This is a genomic window from Noviherbaspirillum aerium, from assembly GCF_008929045.1.
Classification (GTDB): domain Bacteria; phylum Pseudomonadota; class Gammaproteobacteria; order Burkholderiales; family Burkholderiaceae_D; genus Noviherbaspirillum; species Noviherbaspirillum aerium.
On the sequence record NZ_VFAH01000002.1, the window covers coordinates 61,235 to 77,684 of the forward strand.

Annotated in this window: 15 protein-coding genes; 11 read left to right on the top strand and 4 right to left on the bottom strand. The window is 56.9% G+C overall.

Translation table 11 applies throughout. The features are described 5' to 3' along the window. Nucleotides 1-270: 270 nt before the first annotated feature. Together FH061_RS03635 and FH061_RS03640 are read right to left on the bottom strand one after the other, a co-directional pair. Entirely contained in the window at nt 271-4,563 is a 4,293-nt protein-coding gene (locus FH061_RS03635; protein WP_151633108.1) for a trifunctional serine/threonine-protein kinase/ATP-binding protein/sensor histidine kinase, read from the bottom strand. A gap of 782 nt (nt 4,564-5,345) precedes the next feature. Continuing rightward, a complete protein-coding gene (locus tag FH061_RS03640) occupies nt 5,346-5,723 on the bottom strand; it encodes a response regulator transcription factor (protein ID WP_192804887.1) in 378 nt (125 codons plus the stop codon). 365 nt (nt 5,724-6,088) lie between these two features. Between FH061_RS03640 and FH061_RS03645 the strand changes: the two genes are divergently transcribed. Both FH061_RS03645 and nadE read left to right on the top strand, forming a co-directional pair. Then, nucleotides 6,089-6,304 carry a hypothetical protein gene (locus FH061_RS03645; RefSeq protein WP_151633113.1) on the top strand — a complete coding sequence of 72 codons (216 nt, stop codon included), beginning with the start codon at nt 6,089-6,091 and terminating at the stop codon, nt 6,302-6,304. A gap of 120 nt (nt 6,305-6,424) precedes the next feature. Next, on the top strand, nt 6,425-7,255 hold the full coding sequence (gene nadE / locus FH061_RS03650; RefSeq protein WP_151633115.1) for an ammonia-dependent NAD(+) synthetase: 831 nt from the start codon (nt 6,425-6,427) through the stop codon (nt 7,253-7,255). A 256-nt stretch (nt 7,256-7,511) separates the two neighbouring features. On the opposite strand, the gene FH061_RS03655 is transcribed toward nadE, so the two are convergent. Then, entirely contained in the window at nt 7,512-7,904 is a 393-nt protein-coding gene (locus tag FH061_RS03655; RefSeq protein ID WP_151633117.1) for a VOC family protein, read from the bottom strand. A 526-nt stretch (nt 7,905-8,430) separates the two neighbouring features. On the opposite strand from FH061_RS03655, the gene FH061_RS03660 reads away from it, so the two are divergent. The 8 genes from FH061_RS03660 to FH061_RS03695 all read left to right on the top strand — a co-directional run bounded on the left by FH061_RS03660 (nt 8,431) and on the right by FH061_RS03695 (nt 14,182). Continuing rightward, entirely contained in the window at nt 8,431-8,862 is a 432-nt protein-coding gene (locus FH061_RS03660; RefSeq protein WP_151633119.1) for a nuclear transport factor 2 family protein, read from the top strand. Nucleotides 8,863-8,917: 55 nt separating this feature from the next. Further along, entirely contained in the window at nt 8,918-9,427 is a 510-nt protein-coding gene (locus tag FH061_RS03665) for an RNA polymerase sigma factor (RefSeq protein ID WP_151633121.1), read from the top strand. Beyond that, nucleotides 9,424-10,227: an anti-sigma factor family protein gene (locus FH061_RS03670; protein WP_151633123.1), complete on the top strand. Its 804-nt coding sequence runs from the start codon at nt 9,424-9,426 to the stop codon at nt 10,225-10,227. Before FH061_RS03665 ends, FH061_RS03670 begins: the two co-directional genes overlap by 4 nt. 5 nt (nt 10,228-10,232) lie before the next feature. Then, complete coding sequence (locus tag FH061_RS03675) at nt 10,233-10,688, top strand: DUF305 domain-containing protein (RefSeq protein ID WP_151633905.1); 456 nt, start codon at nt 10,233-10,235, stop codon at nt 10,686-10,688. Between the two features lie 26 nt (nt 10,689-10,714). Further along, on the top strand, nt 10,715-12,103 hold the full coding sequence (locus FH061_RS03680) for a beta-propeller fold lactonase family protein (protein ID WP_151633125.1): 1,389 nt from the start codon (nt 10,715-10,717) through the stop codon (nt 12,101-12,103). 149 nt (nt 12,104-12,252) lie between these two features. Continuing rightward, nucleotides 12,253-13,506, top strand: a complete 1,254-nt coding sequence (gene sorT / locus FH061_RS03685) for a SorT family sulfite dehydrogenase catalytic subunit (RefSeq protein WP_151633127.1) — start codon at nt 12,253-12,255, stop codon at nt 13,504-13,506. Nucleotides 13,507-13,513: 7 nt separating this feature from the next. Continuing rightward, nucleotides 13,514-13,846 carry a SorU family sulfite dehydrogenase c-type cytochrome subunit gene (gene sorU, locus FH061_RS03690; RefSeq protein ID WP_151633129.1) on the top strand — a complete coding sequence of 111 codons (333 nt, stop codon included), beginning with the start codon at nt 13,514-13,516 and terminating at the stop codon, nt 13,844-13,846. A 132-nt stretch (nt 13,847-13,978) separates the two neighbouring features. Beyond that, nucleotides 13,979-14,182: a hypothetical protein gene (locus FH061_RS03695; RefSeq protein WP_151633131.1), complete on the top strand. Its 204-nt coding sequence runs from the start codon at nt 13,979-13,981 to the stop codon at nt 14,180-14,182. A 188-nt stretch (nt 14,183-14,370) separates the two neighbouring features. Here the strand turns inward: FH061_RS03695 and FH061_RS03700 are convergent, their stop codons facing one another. Beyond that, complete coding sequence (locus tag FH061_RS03700) at nt 14,371-15,549, bottom strand: hypothetical protein (protein ID WP_151633133.1); 1,179 nt, start codon at nt 15,547-15,549, stop codon at nt 14,371-14,373. A 641-nt stretch (nt 15,550-16,190) separates the two neighbouring features. Between FH061_RS03700 and FH061_RS30270 the strand changes: the two genes are divergently transcribed. Further along, on the top strand, nt 16,191-16,367 hold the full coding sequence (locus FH061_RS30270) for a hypothetical protein (RefSeq protein WP_192804888.1): 177 nt from the start codon (nt 16,191-16,193) through the stop codon (nt 16,365-16,367). The last annotated feature ends 83 nt before the right edge of the window (nt 16,368-16,450 follow it).

The window sequence follows — 16,450 nt, forward strand, 5'->3', positions numbered from 1 at the left end:
GAGCAACCGCCAGGTAGTTACGCAGCCTACACTTCGAGCGCGCGGATGACTGTTGCGGCTGATTTAATGCAAGGTCACGAGCGGTGATGATTAAATCGCATCCCTGTTCCGCTGGCACAAAGCATCGTTTGCGCTGGGAGGAAGTAGACATCTGCTGATGACCGATACCCCGTTGAAATTCGTTCGGCGGGTGGTTTTGCCACATTATCAGCAGAATGTCCCGCGCTAAATCTTCCGTTTCTCAGATTGTCGCATTGGATAAAGCGCTCATCAACCAGCCCTGACGCCAGTATATTGCCCGCTCTTCTCGCCATCAGGCAGCTCAAGAACGAATGAGGTTCCTCTGGGTTCCACGTTGAACGCGGTGAGCGCACCGCCATGTGCTTCAGCGATGCTTGCGCATATTGCGAGTCCCATCCCTAACCCATGGGTCTTGGTTGAATAGAAAGGCTCAAAAATACGCTTCATATCGTCGCTGGCGATGCCGGGGCCATTATCCTGGATAACTGCTTTTATCCGGTTTTCCTCTTGGCGGGTAATCACGCTCAGTTTATGTACGACGTCCACTGGACAGCTGAGCATGGCTTCGATCGCATTGTTCAGGAGATTGAGTACCACCTGTTCTAATTGGACTCTATCGCCGGTTACCACGAGCTTCGGTTGAAGCTGCAGATCTATTTGAACATCCTTCAGTACCAGTTCTTCTGCGACCGTATGGATAACGCCCAGTATTAGCTCCGAAATGCATACTCTTTCGAAGAGTGTGGCCTGTTTCTTGGCAAGCCCGCGTAACGCTCTAATGATCTCCCCCGCGCGTACACCGTCCGCTTTTATACGTTGCAAACCTTCCCGTACCTTACCGAGGTTAGGCTCGTCGCGGTCCAACCAACGCGTGGCGGCTTCTGCTGATATGACAATTGCGCCGAGCGGTTGATTGACTTCATGCGCAATCGACGCCGCCAGATTGGCGAGCACGGTTACGTGCGCATTCTTGACGAGCTCTGCCCGAGCCGCATGCAGATTACTCTCTGCTTTCATCCGGGCTTCGTTGGCGTCGATAAGCTGTTCGTACAGTTTGGCAAACCCGAGCGCGATCGCTATTTGAGAAGCCATTAGCTCTAATCGCAGTACGCGCGCCGGATTGAACACCCCTGGCGACAGATTGTTTTCCAGGTAGAGTAAGCCGATCAGCTCTTCTGCCCGGAGCAGCGGCAGACACAGGACCGAACGCAACGCGTCTGCTTCCTGCCTTTGGACACGCAGATGTGAAACTTCCCTTATCGCGTCATGTATGACGACTGATTGCCGCGTGCGCAAAACCAAGTTCAACAGCTTCATCGGCACGATGCTTTGGTCGGGCTCGACGAGCGAGGTAGAGGTGACCACGCCTTTTTCCGTCAGGCGACCGGAAGCTTCAACCGCAGGCAATCCTTCATTCACACTGATGAGCACGCCGTATTGTGCGTTAGCATGCGCCAACAGGTCGGAAAACATCGTTTCAACCAGTTTTTCTTTCACTGTTGATTGCGACAATGCTTGCGCCGTTTTCAGCCCGAATCGTAGTGCGGAGCTGTCGTCTATTTCGTCGGACTTGACATCTTCGCTTCGCAAATCATTGTACGGAAGAGCAAGCGCAACCTGAACTGCATTTGCCTTGTGGTGGGCTCCCCAGCGTGCATAGGCGACCTTTGCCAGATGAGAGTGCTGCATTGCGGCGATGTCTAGCGCGTGTTCGCGACAGACGATTGCCGCAAGTTCATGCGCAAGAGCTCGTTCGTGAATGAAACCCTCGGCACACGCCGCACGTGCCGACATTTCAAAGTACATCATTGCCTTCAAATGATCGCCTTGGTACCTAGCCAATTCACCCTGTAACAACTGCAGCTTGTTCTGGAACGTGCGCGGGTTCTTCCCTGCCCAGCCTTCAAACCGCTGGCATTCCCGATTCAATATTTGGGATATCAGCTCGCAGCTTTCATTCCCGCTCCTGGAAAGCGCCAGTGCATGGAACAAGTAGCAGTCCGCGACGTTGATATGGGCGGGCACCGCCGCGACCATCGTCAGCGACCGCTCCAGAAATGCAAGCGATGTTACCCATTGCTGCTGGAATACCTCTGCCATGCCTGCATAAAGCAATACCCAGAACTTGGTCGGAAGTGACGTGGCTGATGCCGCGCGCTCGTTGCAAGTGTCGATCCACTTATTCCTATCGTTAAGCGGATAGCCTTTAGTCATCACCGTTACAAAATCCAGTTGTCCCTGGATAAGCAGCTCGATATCCCGATAGCCGATTGATTTGGTGAGATTGATGCCATAATCCGCCGCCTCCTCGACCAAGGGCAGTGCCGTGCCCATTGCCAGCATGTCGGAGATAATGTGGTTGCATGCATAACATTCCATTCCGATATCGCCGGACAGCCTGCCGCGAGTCGACGCCCGCTGCACATAATCCAGGGCCACTTCCAGAGGTTGAGTCCAGACCGCGACCTGATCCAGCGCCACCAAGGTGGCGATCCGAGTCGACTCGAAACCGTGCAGGTCCACGATCGCCAGGGCGGCTCGCCCGAAATCATAACCATCTTCGAATTGCTCATAATGGCTGGCGATAAAAACGCCGAACCATGCCAGACCATATGGCGAATCCGGGGCAACACCATGTCGCAGCGTCAGCTCGACGAGTTTTGCCAGATGCGTGAACTTAATATCGCTTGCAACAAAAAACGATGAGATCAATGTCGACAGCAGTGCCATCGCATCTTTAATCTCCACATCTTCACATGTCGGCAAATGCGCGAGGTCGCATATCTGCCTGCCGTTCAGCGCATCGATCGCTGCCTCATAAGCCTCGCGCATTTGGGCAGCGGACGGTTCGCGTCCCAGTTTGAATCCGAGAATATCGAGCCCGGTAAGCGCGGCATCGATCGCCGCCTCATAATTCGACTGCAAGGTGTGAATTACCGCCTCAAGCCGATGCAGGAGCGCGCGCTTGTTGCCGGGCAAGTCGCGCGACAGCGCTTCCTTGATCCGCTCTTTCCCTTTCGACAGTTCTCCTTTGGCAATGAGGCATTCGCTTTCAATCAAGGCGACTTCATAAGCAAGAGCAAAGTGACTCTCCCACCAGCCAGGGTTCATCAGCGATCTCGCCGTGTTGTTGTAATCGTATGCACGATCTACCAGCGACGCTCGTTGCGCACGTCGGGCTGCGAGATTCAGGATGTGGACAAAACCCGGCCTCTCCGCATCGCGAATGTCGACCAGCGACACCTTCTCGATCTGGTTGCCAATTTCATAAGCAACGGCTGCGATGTCGTCGTTCCAATAGCTTGCCATGCGGCGTGCCACATGGGCGTGCGCCTGGGATCTCGCGTTAGGCGCGATCAGTTCATATGCAGCCTCGAGTACGCGATCATGCTGGAATGCACAGGAGTCGCCGCGGCGCACCAGCAAACCGTTGCTCGTCAGTTGATTGATAGCTGCAGCAAAGTCGCCAGAGTGTGAATCACAGACATGGGCAAGCAACGCGATCTTGCAGTGTCCGCCGATGCAGGCCTGATTTTGCAGGATCAGGTTCAGCGATTCAGGGAGCTTCGCTATGCGCTTTATGATCAAGTCGACGACATGATCGGCATAACCGGACAACATCACTTCCTCATCGATCCAGCGCCAGGTGCCCGCAACAAGCTTCAAGACACCGTCTTCGATCCAGCTCTGCAACAGCTGCTGCGCGAAATACGGATTGCCTCCGGATTTTTCGTAAAGAGCATTCACCAGACCGTCCAGTCGCTCGCCGGACTGCTTAAGCGTGTCGGCAATAATGTGCTCGAAGGCGACGACGGACAGAGGCGCCAATGTCAACTCGCCGATATTTGCCCCTGCCGACCTGGTGGCATGCCTTACCTGCGCATACCACTTTGCGAACGCGCCATCGTCTTCACGATAGGCTCCAATGAAAAGGACATTGGCGGGAGGTTGCAGGATGAGCGATTTCAGGAACGACAAAGTGGCCTCATCGGCCCATTGCAGGTCGTCCAGAAAAATCACCGCAGGCCGGCCAGACTCCGAAAACGCTTCCAGGGTGCGAATGATCGCTTGTTCGATTCGCACCTGCCCCTGGGGCGTCAGGAGACTCAGGGCAGGACCGGAGCCGCCAAGGAGGTGCTCCGCCTCCGGGACCAGTTCCGTAATCGAATTGCCGTGCCCGCTGAGCAGTTCGAGCCAGCGCCCGGCCAGACGGTCTAGTTTAGCCTGTTCACCGCCTAGTGCGTCGAGCGTCAGCGTCCGAACGACTTGTGCAACGGCTGCGAACGGTATTTCCACATTCAACTGCTCGCATTTCCCCTCTCCTATGGCGAGCGGTGCGTCCTGCAGCTGCTTGAGGAACCATCGAACCAAGGTCGACTTACCGACTCCGCCTCTGCCGGCGATCATTAATATCTCGGTCACGCCCGTGCGTTTGACGCGCTCCAGCACACGCTCCAGACATTCTCGCTCCTTCTCCCGACCATGCATGGATTCGGTACTGAAGTTCGTCGGGAACAAGGTTTCTGTGCTATCCATTTTCATGAATCGTATTCATCAATCTCGACAGACCTGATCGCGGTCCCTTGCAAAGATGGTCGCGCACCGGTTTTGTTACGGAACAGACTTGGTCAACTGATGGGTACCGCGCTGGATGTATAAATATTCCTACTGTCGGTTGCTTCGTCATTCTCGAACGGTAAAGCGTCACCTAAGAAAGAACAATGGGAAAATATCAGAATTATAAAGATGCGATATTATCGCAGCTGCAGCATGAAGCCTAAAGCGTATTCCTTCGTCTTCATGCAGGAGCCGCAGGACCCGAGGTGCTGGAAATGTAGCGGCGACCTTCAAATGCATATCTGTCAACTCGCTCTGCGATGATACCGGTGCCTGCTGACTGCCTCCACGCCGACAGTTGTCCACAGATGCTGCGGCATAGCGCCAGCGAAAGCAGCCGCTTACTCAAGCCAGGTACGAGCCCCGCCCCGGTTCACATGCCAGTCTTCGTCCGCCACATGCAAGGGGGCACTGGCGACCGCTTTCGAAGCCATTTTCTCCATCATGCTGCGTTCATGAATTTTTGGTCATGATTTCATTTATTACCATGCCAGCGCCACCTGTTTGTTAAGCAGGCCTCCGATGACGAACTCAAGCGACTCGCGCTCGCGCTAAGTCAGCGAGGGGTACTTGGAATGCAGCGCGGCCATTTCGCATCGTGCATGCAGGTTGAATGCATCGGCCTCGATTGCATTGCAGGCCGCATGCCAAAGGTCGTCGGAATCAACGGGCTTGGTCAGGAACCCGACCCTCCCGGCTTTCATGGCTCAGCCATGGCAAGTGCGCCGCACCGCCAGCGCGCGTTCAATCTGCCCTAACAGGATATCCGGGTTGACTGGCTTGCTCAGCACCCCGAGCGCCCCGGCGTGCAGCGCGCGCTGTTCCATCTCTAAGTCATTATTCCCGCTGATGAAAATCAGCGGCACAGTGGGGTGGCGCACAACGAATTGCTCAAGCAGTGCAAATCCACTCATACCGCGCAGCTTCACATCGGAAAGAACGATATCGATCCTGCCCAAATGAGGCCATGCAAGAAATGCTTCGCCCGAATCGAAACTGATCGGTTCGTAACCGGCCGCTTCGAGCAGGTTTTCCATGGCATAGCGAATGGCCGCATCGTCGTCGATGACGCCGATTGTCGCCACCTTGTTACTTTTCTTGCAACACATCGTCCTATTCCTCTCCGCGTGTATCAAGCGATCGCGGCACGCAATCAGGTGATGGGACGCCGTTCATCGGCGCAGATTGACTATTCGTTAATGGCTATGCAGTGAGAAAAATTTTGTCACCGCGCTACGCACAATACATTCGTTATCGTCAATCACGTGCACACACTGGAGCGTCTTCGCCTTGTCCAGGCTGGTCAGGATGAAACCGCTCTAGAGTCAGCACCGGCGGAAAGGTCGCGGCCTTTCAAATATGATGCATGCCAAGGATCATCTTACTATATGGAAAACCGTCCGGTATTATCCCTTGCATAGGGTGAGGACGGGACCTGCAATACCGGGACATGTTTTTCCATGAAAAAACGTGGCATCTGCCATATGGCATTGGAATCGATGTAAACCGAATTTTTTATCCTGCGCTGCCAGAGGAACTGATTGCCGCAGATCGCCGCATTCTCAAAAACCTTCTGCATGACAGGCGTCCCGAAAACATAGAGTGGGCGGAACAGGTCGGCTTGTCCCGCCACTCCATCCTGCTTGTATATTGGTCCGCCTGTTGATCCTATTCAAAAAATGTATATTAAAGTCGGCAGATCCCTCAAAGTCCGGCACCAGGGACCGCCAAAACCTGTCTGTGCAATTACCATATCGTTTTCTGCCATACCGAGTGGAGGTTTTGCATGGATCAGGCCGGCTACACCGAGCAGCAGCGGGAAATCATGGCTGCTCTTGAAGTTACCCCGCAATTCGACGTTCAATCCGAGATTGCGCGCCGCGTTGCCTTCCTGCGCGGACAATTGCAGTCCAGCGGCATGCGCGCGCTGGTGCTTGGAATCAGCGGCGGGGTCGACTCCCTGACCGCAGGCCTGCTTGCCCAGCATGCGGTACGCCAGGCGCGCGAACAAGGCCAGGCGGCGACGTTCATCGCGATGCGCCTGCCCTACGGGGTGCAACGCGACGAGGATGATGCGCAGCACTCGCTTGATGTGATCGGGCCGGACCAGGTGCTCACCGTCGATATCAAGCCTGCCAGCGATGCGATGCTGAGCGCTCTCAAGGCTGCAGGCCAGGTTTTTGAAAGTGCCGCGCAGGAAGACTTCGTACTGGGCAATATCAAGGCGCGCCAGCGCATGATCGCCCAGTACGCCGTTGCCGGCGCCATGCGCGGTCTGGTGATCGGCACGGATCAGGCGGCGGAAGCCTTGATGGGATTTTTCACCAAGCACGGCGACGGCGCGGCAGATGTAACGCCTCTGACGGGCCTTACAAAGCGCCGCGTCCGCGCTGTCGCCGCCGCGTTGGGCGCGCCCGATCCTCTGGTATTCAAGGTACCAACCGCCGACCTCGAAAACCTGGCGCCGCTCAAACCAGATGAAGACGCATTTGGCGTAAGCTACGAGACCATTGATGATTTCCTGGAAGGCAAGACCATCGCCGGGTCCGATGCCGACATCATCCTTCGTCAATACAATGCCACGGCACATAAACGCGCCTTGCCGGCCACTCCCTGAATGACTGGATCCAGATGCCGGCACGCGCAATTCCCGGTGAACGCCGCAGGGCGCTTCTTCACGAGCTGCCGCATTCTTTCCATGGCATCCGCGCTATGAACGCTTAGAGCGGTTTCACCCTGGCCTGCCGGCCGATCCCGAACGGATTGCCGCCGGCACGGCATTGCGACTCCTTGCCATGTCTTGGCCATGTCGCGTCGTCATGCCTTGTTCCACCGGCGATCTGCCTCGGCCTTGACCAGGCGATCCCACTTGGCTACTTAGGGCGGTAGATCGCGCAGAGCTTGTGGCCATCAGGATCACGTACATACGCCAGGTGCATTGGCCCCATAGTACCGTCGCGCAGGCCCGGCGGGTCTTCGGCAGAGCAGCCGCCATTCGCCACCGCGATGTCGTGAAAGTCGCGGACTTGCTCGGCCGAAGTGCATTTGAAACCAATGGTGCCGCCGTTGGCAAAGGTCGCATCTTCACCGTTGATTGGCTCGGTTATGCAAAAGGTACCTCCGTCATGCCGGTAGAAAAGCCGGGTATGCCCGGAGTCGGCCCTGTGGCGGAATGGTTCTCCTACTCCGAGCAAGCTAAGCACGGCGTCATAAAAACGCTTTGAGCGCTCGAGGTCATTTGAACCAATCATTATGTGGCTGAACATGTAATCTCCTCTTATCTGCAGGGCTGCGCCGACTGCGCTTCCTTGATCTTGCAGTGTAACGATCTATTTGCTTGCTCGCAATGAAGTACGGTGCCTGGGCGAGCTACCACGGCGACTTGTGAAGCAAGCCTCCAGGTCCATTGTTGGCCGCGCCCTGTCTTTGCTTAGATCTCGATGTGCGGCAGAGGTCAGGCACAAGGCTGCAAGCTTGGGGCATGGACAGGATACGGCCCGGAGAACGGCGCACCGGACTTTCGCAGGGGAAGCTCGCGTCTTGCCTGTCGCACCAATACCTCAGCGGACCAATGGAAAGGTGACTAGGCTAATGCAGGGCACAAACAGACCGGCTCCGTGCAGAAGTATCGGCTTCGACGCCTATACTTCTGCATGAAGAAAATTATTTTGGCTTGGACGGAATAATGATCCTCGCCGCTACGTATACCTGTATGGAAGCAAATCGGCGCCAGTGTACGCAGGAACGCAGACCGCATCCACCGATATTTCTTACCCATACCGGAACCTGAACATGAAAAATACTTCCTTTGCTGCCTTGCTTATCGTGACATCCATCGGCACCTGTTTTGCAGGTCCTTCATCCGACGCCGCCCGGACCCACTTCAACGCCATTGCATCGGGCGACTTGTCTGTCGTCATGCGAGGCTACGCTGCCCAGCCTCAGTTGAACTGGATCGGCGGCCCGCTGGATGGCACCTATGTCGGCGCCGAAGACATCGGGAACGCCTGGGAAAAGTTTGGAAAGGCCGCCGGCCCGCTGAAAGTCACCGTCGTCAATCTGGAAGAATCCGTCAATCCCAAGGGTGCTACCGTTTCCGCCAACGTGCTCTTCGAAGGCAAGCAGCCAATCAAGGTGCGTTATGTGCTGACCTTCCGTGACGGCCTGCTGGTCAACGAGACCTGGCAGATCGATCCAAAGCTCGCTGTCGCAGTGGCTTACTGAACTTCCGCCCAGAATACCGAGGTTCTACATGTCGACTGATAACTAAAAACCGCTTATGCAAGACGACATCACAAAGCTAATGATTTCCTGCATACCACGCTTGCGCCGATATGCGCGGGCGCTGGTAGGCGATCGGACGGACGCGGACGATCTGGTGCAAGACACCATGGAGCGCGGCTGGGGAAAACTGTCTTCGTGGCGCTCGGGCAGCGACATGCGTGCCTGGCTATTCGGCATCATGCACAATCTGCATATCGACCAGGTACGCAAGCCGACGCTGCACACGGTCGACCTCGGGGACGACACGCCAGTGCCGGTCGTGCATGCCACGCAAACGCACAGGCTGGAAATCCACGACATGCAATCGGCATTGGAGACTTTGCCGGCGGAACTGCGCGAGGTGCTGCTGCTGGTGGCGCTCGAGGAGATGACCTATGAGGAGGTTGCCGCCACGCTGCGCATTCCTGCCGGGACTGTCATGTCGCGGCTCTCCCGTGCGCGGGAACGGCTGCGCGCCCACATGGAGCAAAGAACGACCATCTCTCCGTTGAAAGTCGTGAAATGAGCAAATTACCCATTACCGAAGCGGATCTGCATGCCTATGTGGACGGCTTATTGCCAGACGCGCGGCGCATTGAGATAGATGACTATCTGGCCGCACGCCCTGATGAAGCCGAACGGCTGGCCGCTTACCGCCGGCAGAATGAAGCACTGCGCAAGCTTTTTGACCCGGTGCTTGATGAACCGGTGCCGTCACAGCTCGGTGCCAGGCCAATGCGTAGCGTCTGGCTTCAGCGCATTGCAGCCGGCTTGGCGATCGCGTTCTTCAGCGGCGCTGCCGGCTGGCAGCTGCATGGCCAGGTCGCAACGGGAGAAAGAGCGGGACTGGCACAAGCGCCGGCGACCGGCCCCTCGGCAACGGACCGGCGAGTCGCTGGCCTGGCGCGCCAGGCTGCAATTGCCCATGTGGTGTACAGCCCGGATGTGCGCCGGCCGGTCGAGATCGGGGCGGAGCAGGAGGAACAGCTGGTGACATGGTTGTCCAAGCGTATCGGCAGCAAGATCCGCCCTCCGAAACTCGGCAAGCTCGGATATGAATTGATTGGCGGACGCCTGCTACCGGGAGAAAGCGGGCCGGTGGCGCAGTTCATGTATCACGACGCCACAGGGCAGCGCCTGACCTTGTACGTCTCCGCGGAACAGTCGCAGAACCAGGACACCGGGTTCCGCTTCGCTCAGGAAGGACCGGTCAACGTCTTCTACTGGATCGACGGCAAATTCGGCTACGCATTGTCCGCCGGCGCTGACCGGGGCGAGCTGGCCCGTATCGCAACTGCGGTGTACGAGCAGCTGGAAAAATCGTGAAAACCATGCCTCTTATGCTGACTTCCAGGAATATCCCATCGTTTCGTTGTGCCGTCATGGCGGCAGCATGCCTGCTTGCCGCAGCTGTCGCAGCTTCGGCTGGCGCACAGCACGTTCATCACCATGCCAGCGGACAAGGAGCCTCTCCTCCGCAATTCATTGCCAGCAGCGCCAAGCCGTTTTCGAGCTTGATGGATGATGCGATGGCGGTCATGGATGACGGCATGGTGCGGGCGCCCAGAAACGGCGTGCCGGAGCATGATTTCATCACCATGATGATCCCCCATCACCAGGGCGCCATCGACATGGCCAAGGCAGTGCTGCTCAACACCAGCGACCCGGAACTGCGCAACTTGGCGCAAGGCATCATCACCGAGCAGCAGAACGAGATCCGTGTCATGCAAGCCTGGCTGGCGCGCTACCAGGCACGACAGGCAGGCACGGCAACGTTCCCGAAATAGCTTCCCCTCTTCAACGGCAGGCAATCATGAAACTTCATCTTCTCAGTCTCGCAACGGGCGTGTTGGCTATCAATCTGGCATCGGCCGCCCCTGGCACCGCCGACCGCGTCTACACGGCCGACCAGAACAGCAACACCGTTTCGGTGATCAACCCGGCCACCAATACCCTGCTCGGTCAGATCAAGCTCGGCAATCAGCGCCCCGACGTACTGTCACCGCTCTACAAGGGCGAAATCAATGTACATGGCCTGGGGTTTTCGCCGGACCGAAAGACATTGATAGCAATCTCCAACGGTTCAAACTCGGTCACGTTTATCGACACGGCCACCAACCAGGTCAAGGGAAAAAGGTATATCGGCCGTTCGCCGCACGAGGGTTTCTTTACCGTAGACGGCCGCGAAGTGTGGGTCGTTGTGCGCGGCGAAAATTACATTTCCATCATCGATCCCGGCACCTACAAGGAAACGGGACGGATCGAAACCACGCCCGGACCGGGCATGGTGCTGTTTCACCCGGACGGCAAGCAGGCGTTCTTGGTATCGAGCTTTAATCCAGTCATGGAAGTGGTCGATGTCGCATCCCGCAAGATTGTCAAGCAGATCAAGGTCGTGAGCCCCTTTTCGCCTTTCCTGCAATTCACCCCGGATTTCAAGGAAGTGTGGATGACGCATAAGGATGTGGGCAAGGTCACCCGCATCGACACGTCCACGCACGAAGTCATGGGCGTATTCGACACGGGCATGATCACCAACCATGTCGGCTTCGCCAAGACGGCTGCGGGCACGCTGGCCTATGTCACCGTGGGCGGCGAAAACACGGTGAAGGTCTTCACCACCGATGCCGCGCCGAAGCTCGTGGCGACGATTCCTGTCGGCGCGCTGCCGCACGGAATCTGGGCATCGGACGATGGCTCCCGGATGTACGTTGGCCTGGAAAACGGCGATGCGGTCGACGTCATCGATACCGCGTCCAACAAGGTCGTCCAACGTGTTCCCGCCGGCCAGGCACCCCAGGCGCTGGTCTATGTCGGCAATGCAGTCCCGCAGGGCGACGGCACGACCAATCTCGCGTCCCGCGGCAATGTTGACCCGATCAACATCAGCCTGAAACCGGTATCCGGCGATGCCAAGGGGTTCGTAGTCGCGCGTAATCTGGGCGTCATTGATGCGCTGGAAGTGTCGCTGTTCAAACTGAAGCCCGATACCGTCTACAGCCTCTACGTCACCGGCCAAAAGCAGCCGGTAGCAAGTCTTAAAACGAACAGCGCAGGCATGGCCAATGGCACCGCGATCGGACCGCTGCGCGAAGCAGCCAACGGTCTTTCCCCAAAAGAAGCGACTCCCAGCAAAGTCACGGTCATGGAGGGAAACGCTGCGGCCGACGCTGCCAAGGCGGTCCTGATCAACGCCAATTGACGTTTAAATGTGTCACACTTGGTTAGTATTAACCCGGCGTGCAGGCGTTGCCCCACCGCCGGGGCGCAGGGTGCCGAGCAGCGCGGCATACCGGCATGAAAAGGCAGGCAACCCAATCCCCGGCCCAGGCCGGATACGAGGAGACGATCATGGGAACAACGCACAAGGAAACACCCTCTAGCCCTGGACCAGTGAGCAATCCGGGAAGGCGTCATCTGCTTGCCGGAAGTGCGGCCGCGGTCACCGCAGCCGGACTGGCCGGCTTCAGCCGGTCCGCCATGGCGCAAGCCGTTGCAGGCGCCTCGCCCGCGGCGAAGCCTTTGCCCGCCTACGTCAGCTGGAAGAAGCCGGAGGCGATGATCGTTCATACTTCCAGCACCCTGGAAACCAAGCGCAGCGCCTTCGGCACCAGCATCATCACCCCTACCGACCAGCTTTACATTCGAAACAACCTGCCAGCCCCGGACGCCTCGCTCGTTTCCGACCGTGACGCCTGGGAAGTTGCCATCGAAGGCGTGAAATCTCCACGCAGCTTCACGGTGAAAGACCTCAAGGCGCTCGACCTGGAGACGGTGGCCACGGTGCTGCAGTGCTCCGGCAACGGGCGCGGCCTGTTTCCGAACAAGCCGAGCGGCACGCCCTGGCAGGTCGGCGCAGCCGGTTGCGTTGTCTGGAGCGGCGTGCCGGTACGGGCGCTGGTACAGGCGCTGGGCGGCGTTGCCGACGGCATGCAATACATGACTGGCACCGGCGGTGAAAAACTGCCCGACGGCATAGATCCGAAAACTGTCATCGTGGAGCGCTCGGTGCCAGCCAAGGCGATGGCCGATGCCTTGCTTGCCTGGGAAATGAATGGCGAGCCGATTTCGCTGGCACATGGCGGTCCGCTGCGACTGATTGTTCCCGGCTATACAGGCGTCAACAACATTAAATACATCAAGCGTCTCGCATTTACCGCAGCGCAAACCGACGCCGCCATTCAAAAGACCGGTTACCGCATCTCGCCACCCGGCGAGAAGGGAGACCCCAGTCATCCCTCGGTGTGGGAAATGGGGCCCAAGTCCTGGATCAACTCGCCGGCGCCGGAGACCGGTGCGGTACCCGCTGGCACCGTACAGATCAAAGGGGTTGCGTTTGGCGGAATGCATGCGGTGAAGTCTGTCGAGGTGTCAGTGGACGGCGGCAAGACCTGGAAGCAAGCACGCCTGGTCGGACCGGACCTGGGCCGCTACGCATGGCGTCAATTCGTACTGCCGGCCAAGCTGGAGCCGGGGACATACACCATCGCTTGCGTGGTGACGGACGTCGAAGGCAACCGCCAGCCCGAGGGGCGAGTGGAGAACACAGGCGGCTACAACAACAACAGCTGGCGCGACCATGCGCTGAACATTACCGTCGCATGAGGAATCGATGCCATACCTTTCCTTGAACCCAATCGCCGGCGTGGCCTTGCTTGCTGCGCTGGCGGCATACCCCGCTCTGGCGCAGAACAGGCTGGAAGCCGGCCGCCAGCTGTTCAACCAGGCTGCGGTGCCGGCTTGTGCCCTCTGCCATACACTGAAGGACGCTAACGCTGCAGGTGAAATTGGTCCCAATCTGGATGAACTCAAACCGGACGCGTCGCGGGTGGAAAAGGCGGTACGCAACGGCATCGGGCAAATGCCACCATTCAAGGATCTGAGCGACGCGCAGATCAAGGCGCTCGGCGAGTATGTTGCAGCCGCCACTTCAGGAGCGAAGTAGAAAGTTGAATCGTCATCTTATCCCACAAGGCGAATGATAAAAAAAGGCCCGACCAGGTTGATCGGTCGGGCCGAAGGGATTATCTGTTACCTTGAGGAGGCAAATCAAACTGCAGAGCAGCAGGAAATCTGAATGTCCGCGTCAGCACAAAACCATGCGGCACCATGCAGCAAGGTACCGGAATACTGCTACGCAGGCGCCCAATCAACATCATCTTTGCAGCTCCCGATCATTTTGCATGATGAACCTTATTGGATCCTTAAGGCAGCATTCCGTTTGGCAGGCATCTGGAGCGCTTTCGGCTTGACTGTACTAGGCGAGGCCGAGAAGATTTGAGCGCAGGACAAGGCATGGTGACGCGACATGGCGAGCTCGGCGCCCGGACCATGGCAAGGAGGACTCGGCGTCCCCACACAACGCGGTACTGTGGGCAAATGTTCCAGCATCGTCAGTACAGTCAAACCGAAAGCGCTCTACATCAATCAGGGCAAATCCATGCGATTGCGATTTCCGGAATGTCTCGGTTACATCTGCGGGAAACGCGCGTCATATAGAAGTTGCTCTGGTTGGTTGCCGGCCGCCTCCAGAATCGGCTCGAAGATTGGTTCGGATTCCAATTGCCCGCATTGCGCATCGGCGGAGCTCTGCGGTTCCAATGCGTGTACGAATGCAAACATCAAGCGCGTCGACGATTCATTCCCAATTGTGCGCGATGCCTGCACACGCCAGTGCTGCCGGCTCAGGGTAAGGTCAATTGCATTGCTGTTTTCCATCGCTGCCCATTGGCTTGTCAAGTAGGTGCAATTGCTCAGTGTCCTGGCGTACTCGACTTTTACGGTGCTTGACCGGAGCCTGTTGGTTTCCATACCAAGACCGTAATGGCTGGTTCGACTCATTTCATATTGAAACCTCAGCGTGCCATGGGAATGCGGGCGAATTCCAAATTCAATACTTGCGCCCTGTAGCCTGCTATGGACAGTGTCATTATGGGAATCATCATCCGGGAAGGCATCATTGCCATCCGAAGAGGGAAAATCGGACATGAATTCTCGTGCCCGACCTCCAAACAAACGGATAGCGACATTGCTCACGGGGCCGCGACGCCAGATCCTTTTCGCGCCAAACAGGATGCTTTCTTGTGATACCGAAGGACTATCTTCAAAGGGCGCATCTTCCATTCTTTGCGCAACTTCGAAGCGAATGCGGCTATCTTTCGAAGGCGCATAGACCGAGTTCAGCAACAGCGCTGTGGTGCCTTCTTCATGACTTATGCTACTGCCCAGGGCCAATCGATCCGTTACCCGCTCGAGATGTTCAACGCGAATGGATGACAGGCCATCGAACGTGCTGCCGACTTGCGCCGCCCAATGCTCCTTGCCGTTTTTAAATCCCAGGCCAGCACCTTCTTCCGAGATATCTATCCCCCAGTGGCTTTCCGAGTCACCGCCAGATAGCTCGGGGAGTCGCAATTCGACGATTCGCTGCGGGATGGTTGCATGCTGGAGGTCAGTCCCGGCAATACACCACACCGGAGACAAGAGAATTGCAACAATGCATGCACGCATCAACATGAACTCATTGTTGGAATCATAAATGTGCTGAAAAAAATGCGGCGGATTCATGCCGAGACAGGGAAAACGGCACGGCAAGATCGGAATCTTGCGCGCATCAATGACTCGGGATCGTCCGTGATACTCGTCCATCAGTTCACCGTCCGTTTTTTAACTCGCATCACAAGCCCCTATGCAAAACAGACCGACTGGTTGCGCCTTGCAAGGCCACCGATACTGAGTATGCCTGTTTATGCTTATAGGAATCTTAGGCGCTTTTTCCGCACGTCCTCCGGCAGTCATTTAAGATAGGACTCAGCTTGGTGGAGTACCCTTGAGGAAGTGGCGCGGCATTTTGCCTTGCAACATGGACTGGGGAGTTTTGGAAATGGCAGTGATTTATGACGAGCATCACCTTCCTTCCTGCTGCGGAATGGGATTGATCCCGGGCGAACCATACACGGTTTGTCAACTTTGTAGAGCCCGGTTTGATACTCAGCATATTTCTGACGAGATCAGGCGACGCCGCTACGCAGAAGCCGCAACTGCGCATACTAAGCGACCAACTTCTCCAGCCGCCTTTCTTGGTGCCGGGTGAATTGAACAAACAGGGAAGGATACCCCTGGTAGCCGGCTGAAGTTAGCCGTCCCGATCACTGACATTTCCCTGCTTCGGAATGACTTTCTCGCGAAGGAACAAGAATATGGAATGCCAGGCACTGCCCGCCTTTGATTCGACGGCAATTGTTGCAGTCAGCTGGAGACGCTCCAGCACTTTAGCAATGGAGACCGACATGAAACTGATTGCCGACGCGGTTGAGTATGTGTTTTATGCAGTGTTCGCGCTGATATGTCTTTCGCTTCTTTATACCGTCTCTTTCATCCTGACCTGTTTTTTCCGTTCCATGGACAGCATGCCTCGTACAGCCGCTGCCACCAAACATGAGCCTGATGCACGTCCAAATAATTAAAGCGTGCGGCGGATTTCACCTGTTCTTGCGCCAAGTTTTGGCTGGCTCGGCGTAATCGCTACCGGCGCCGTGCCAATTCATCC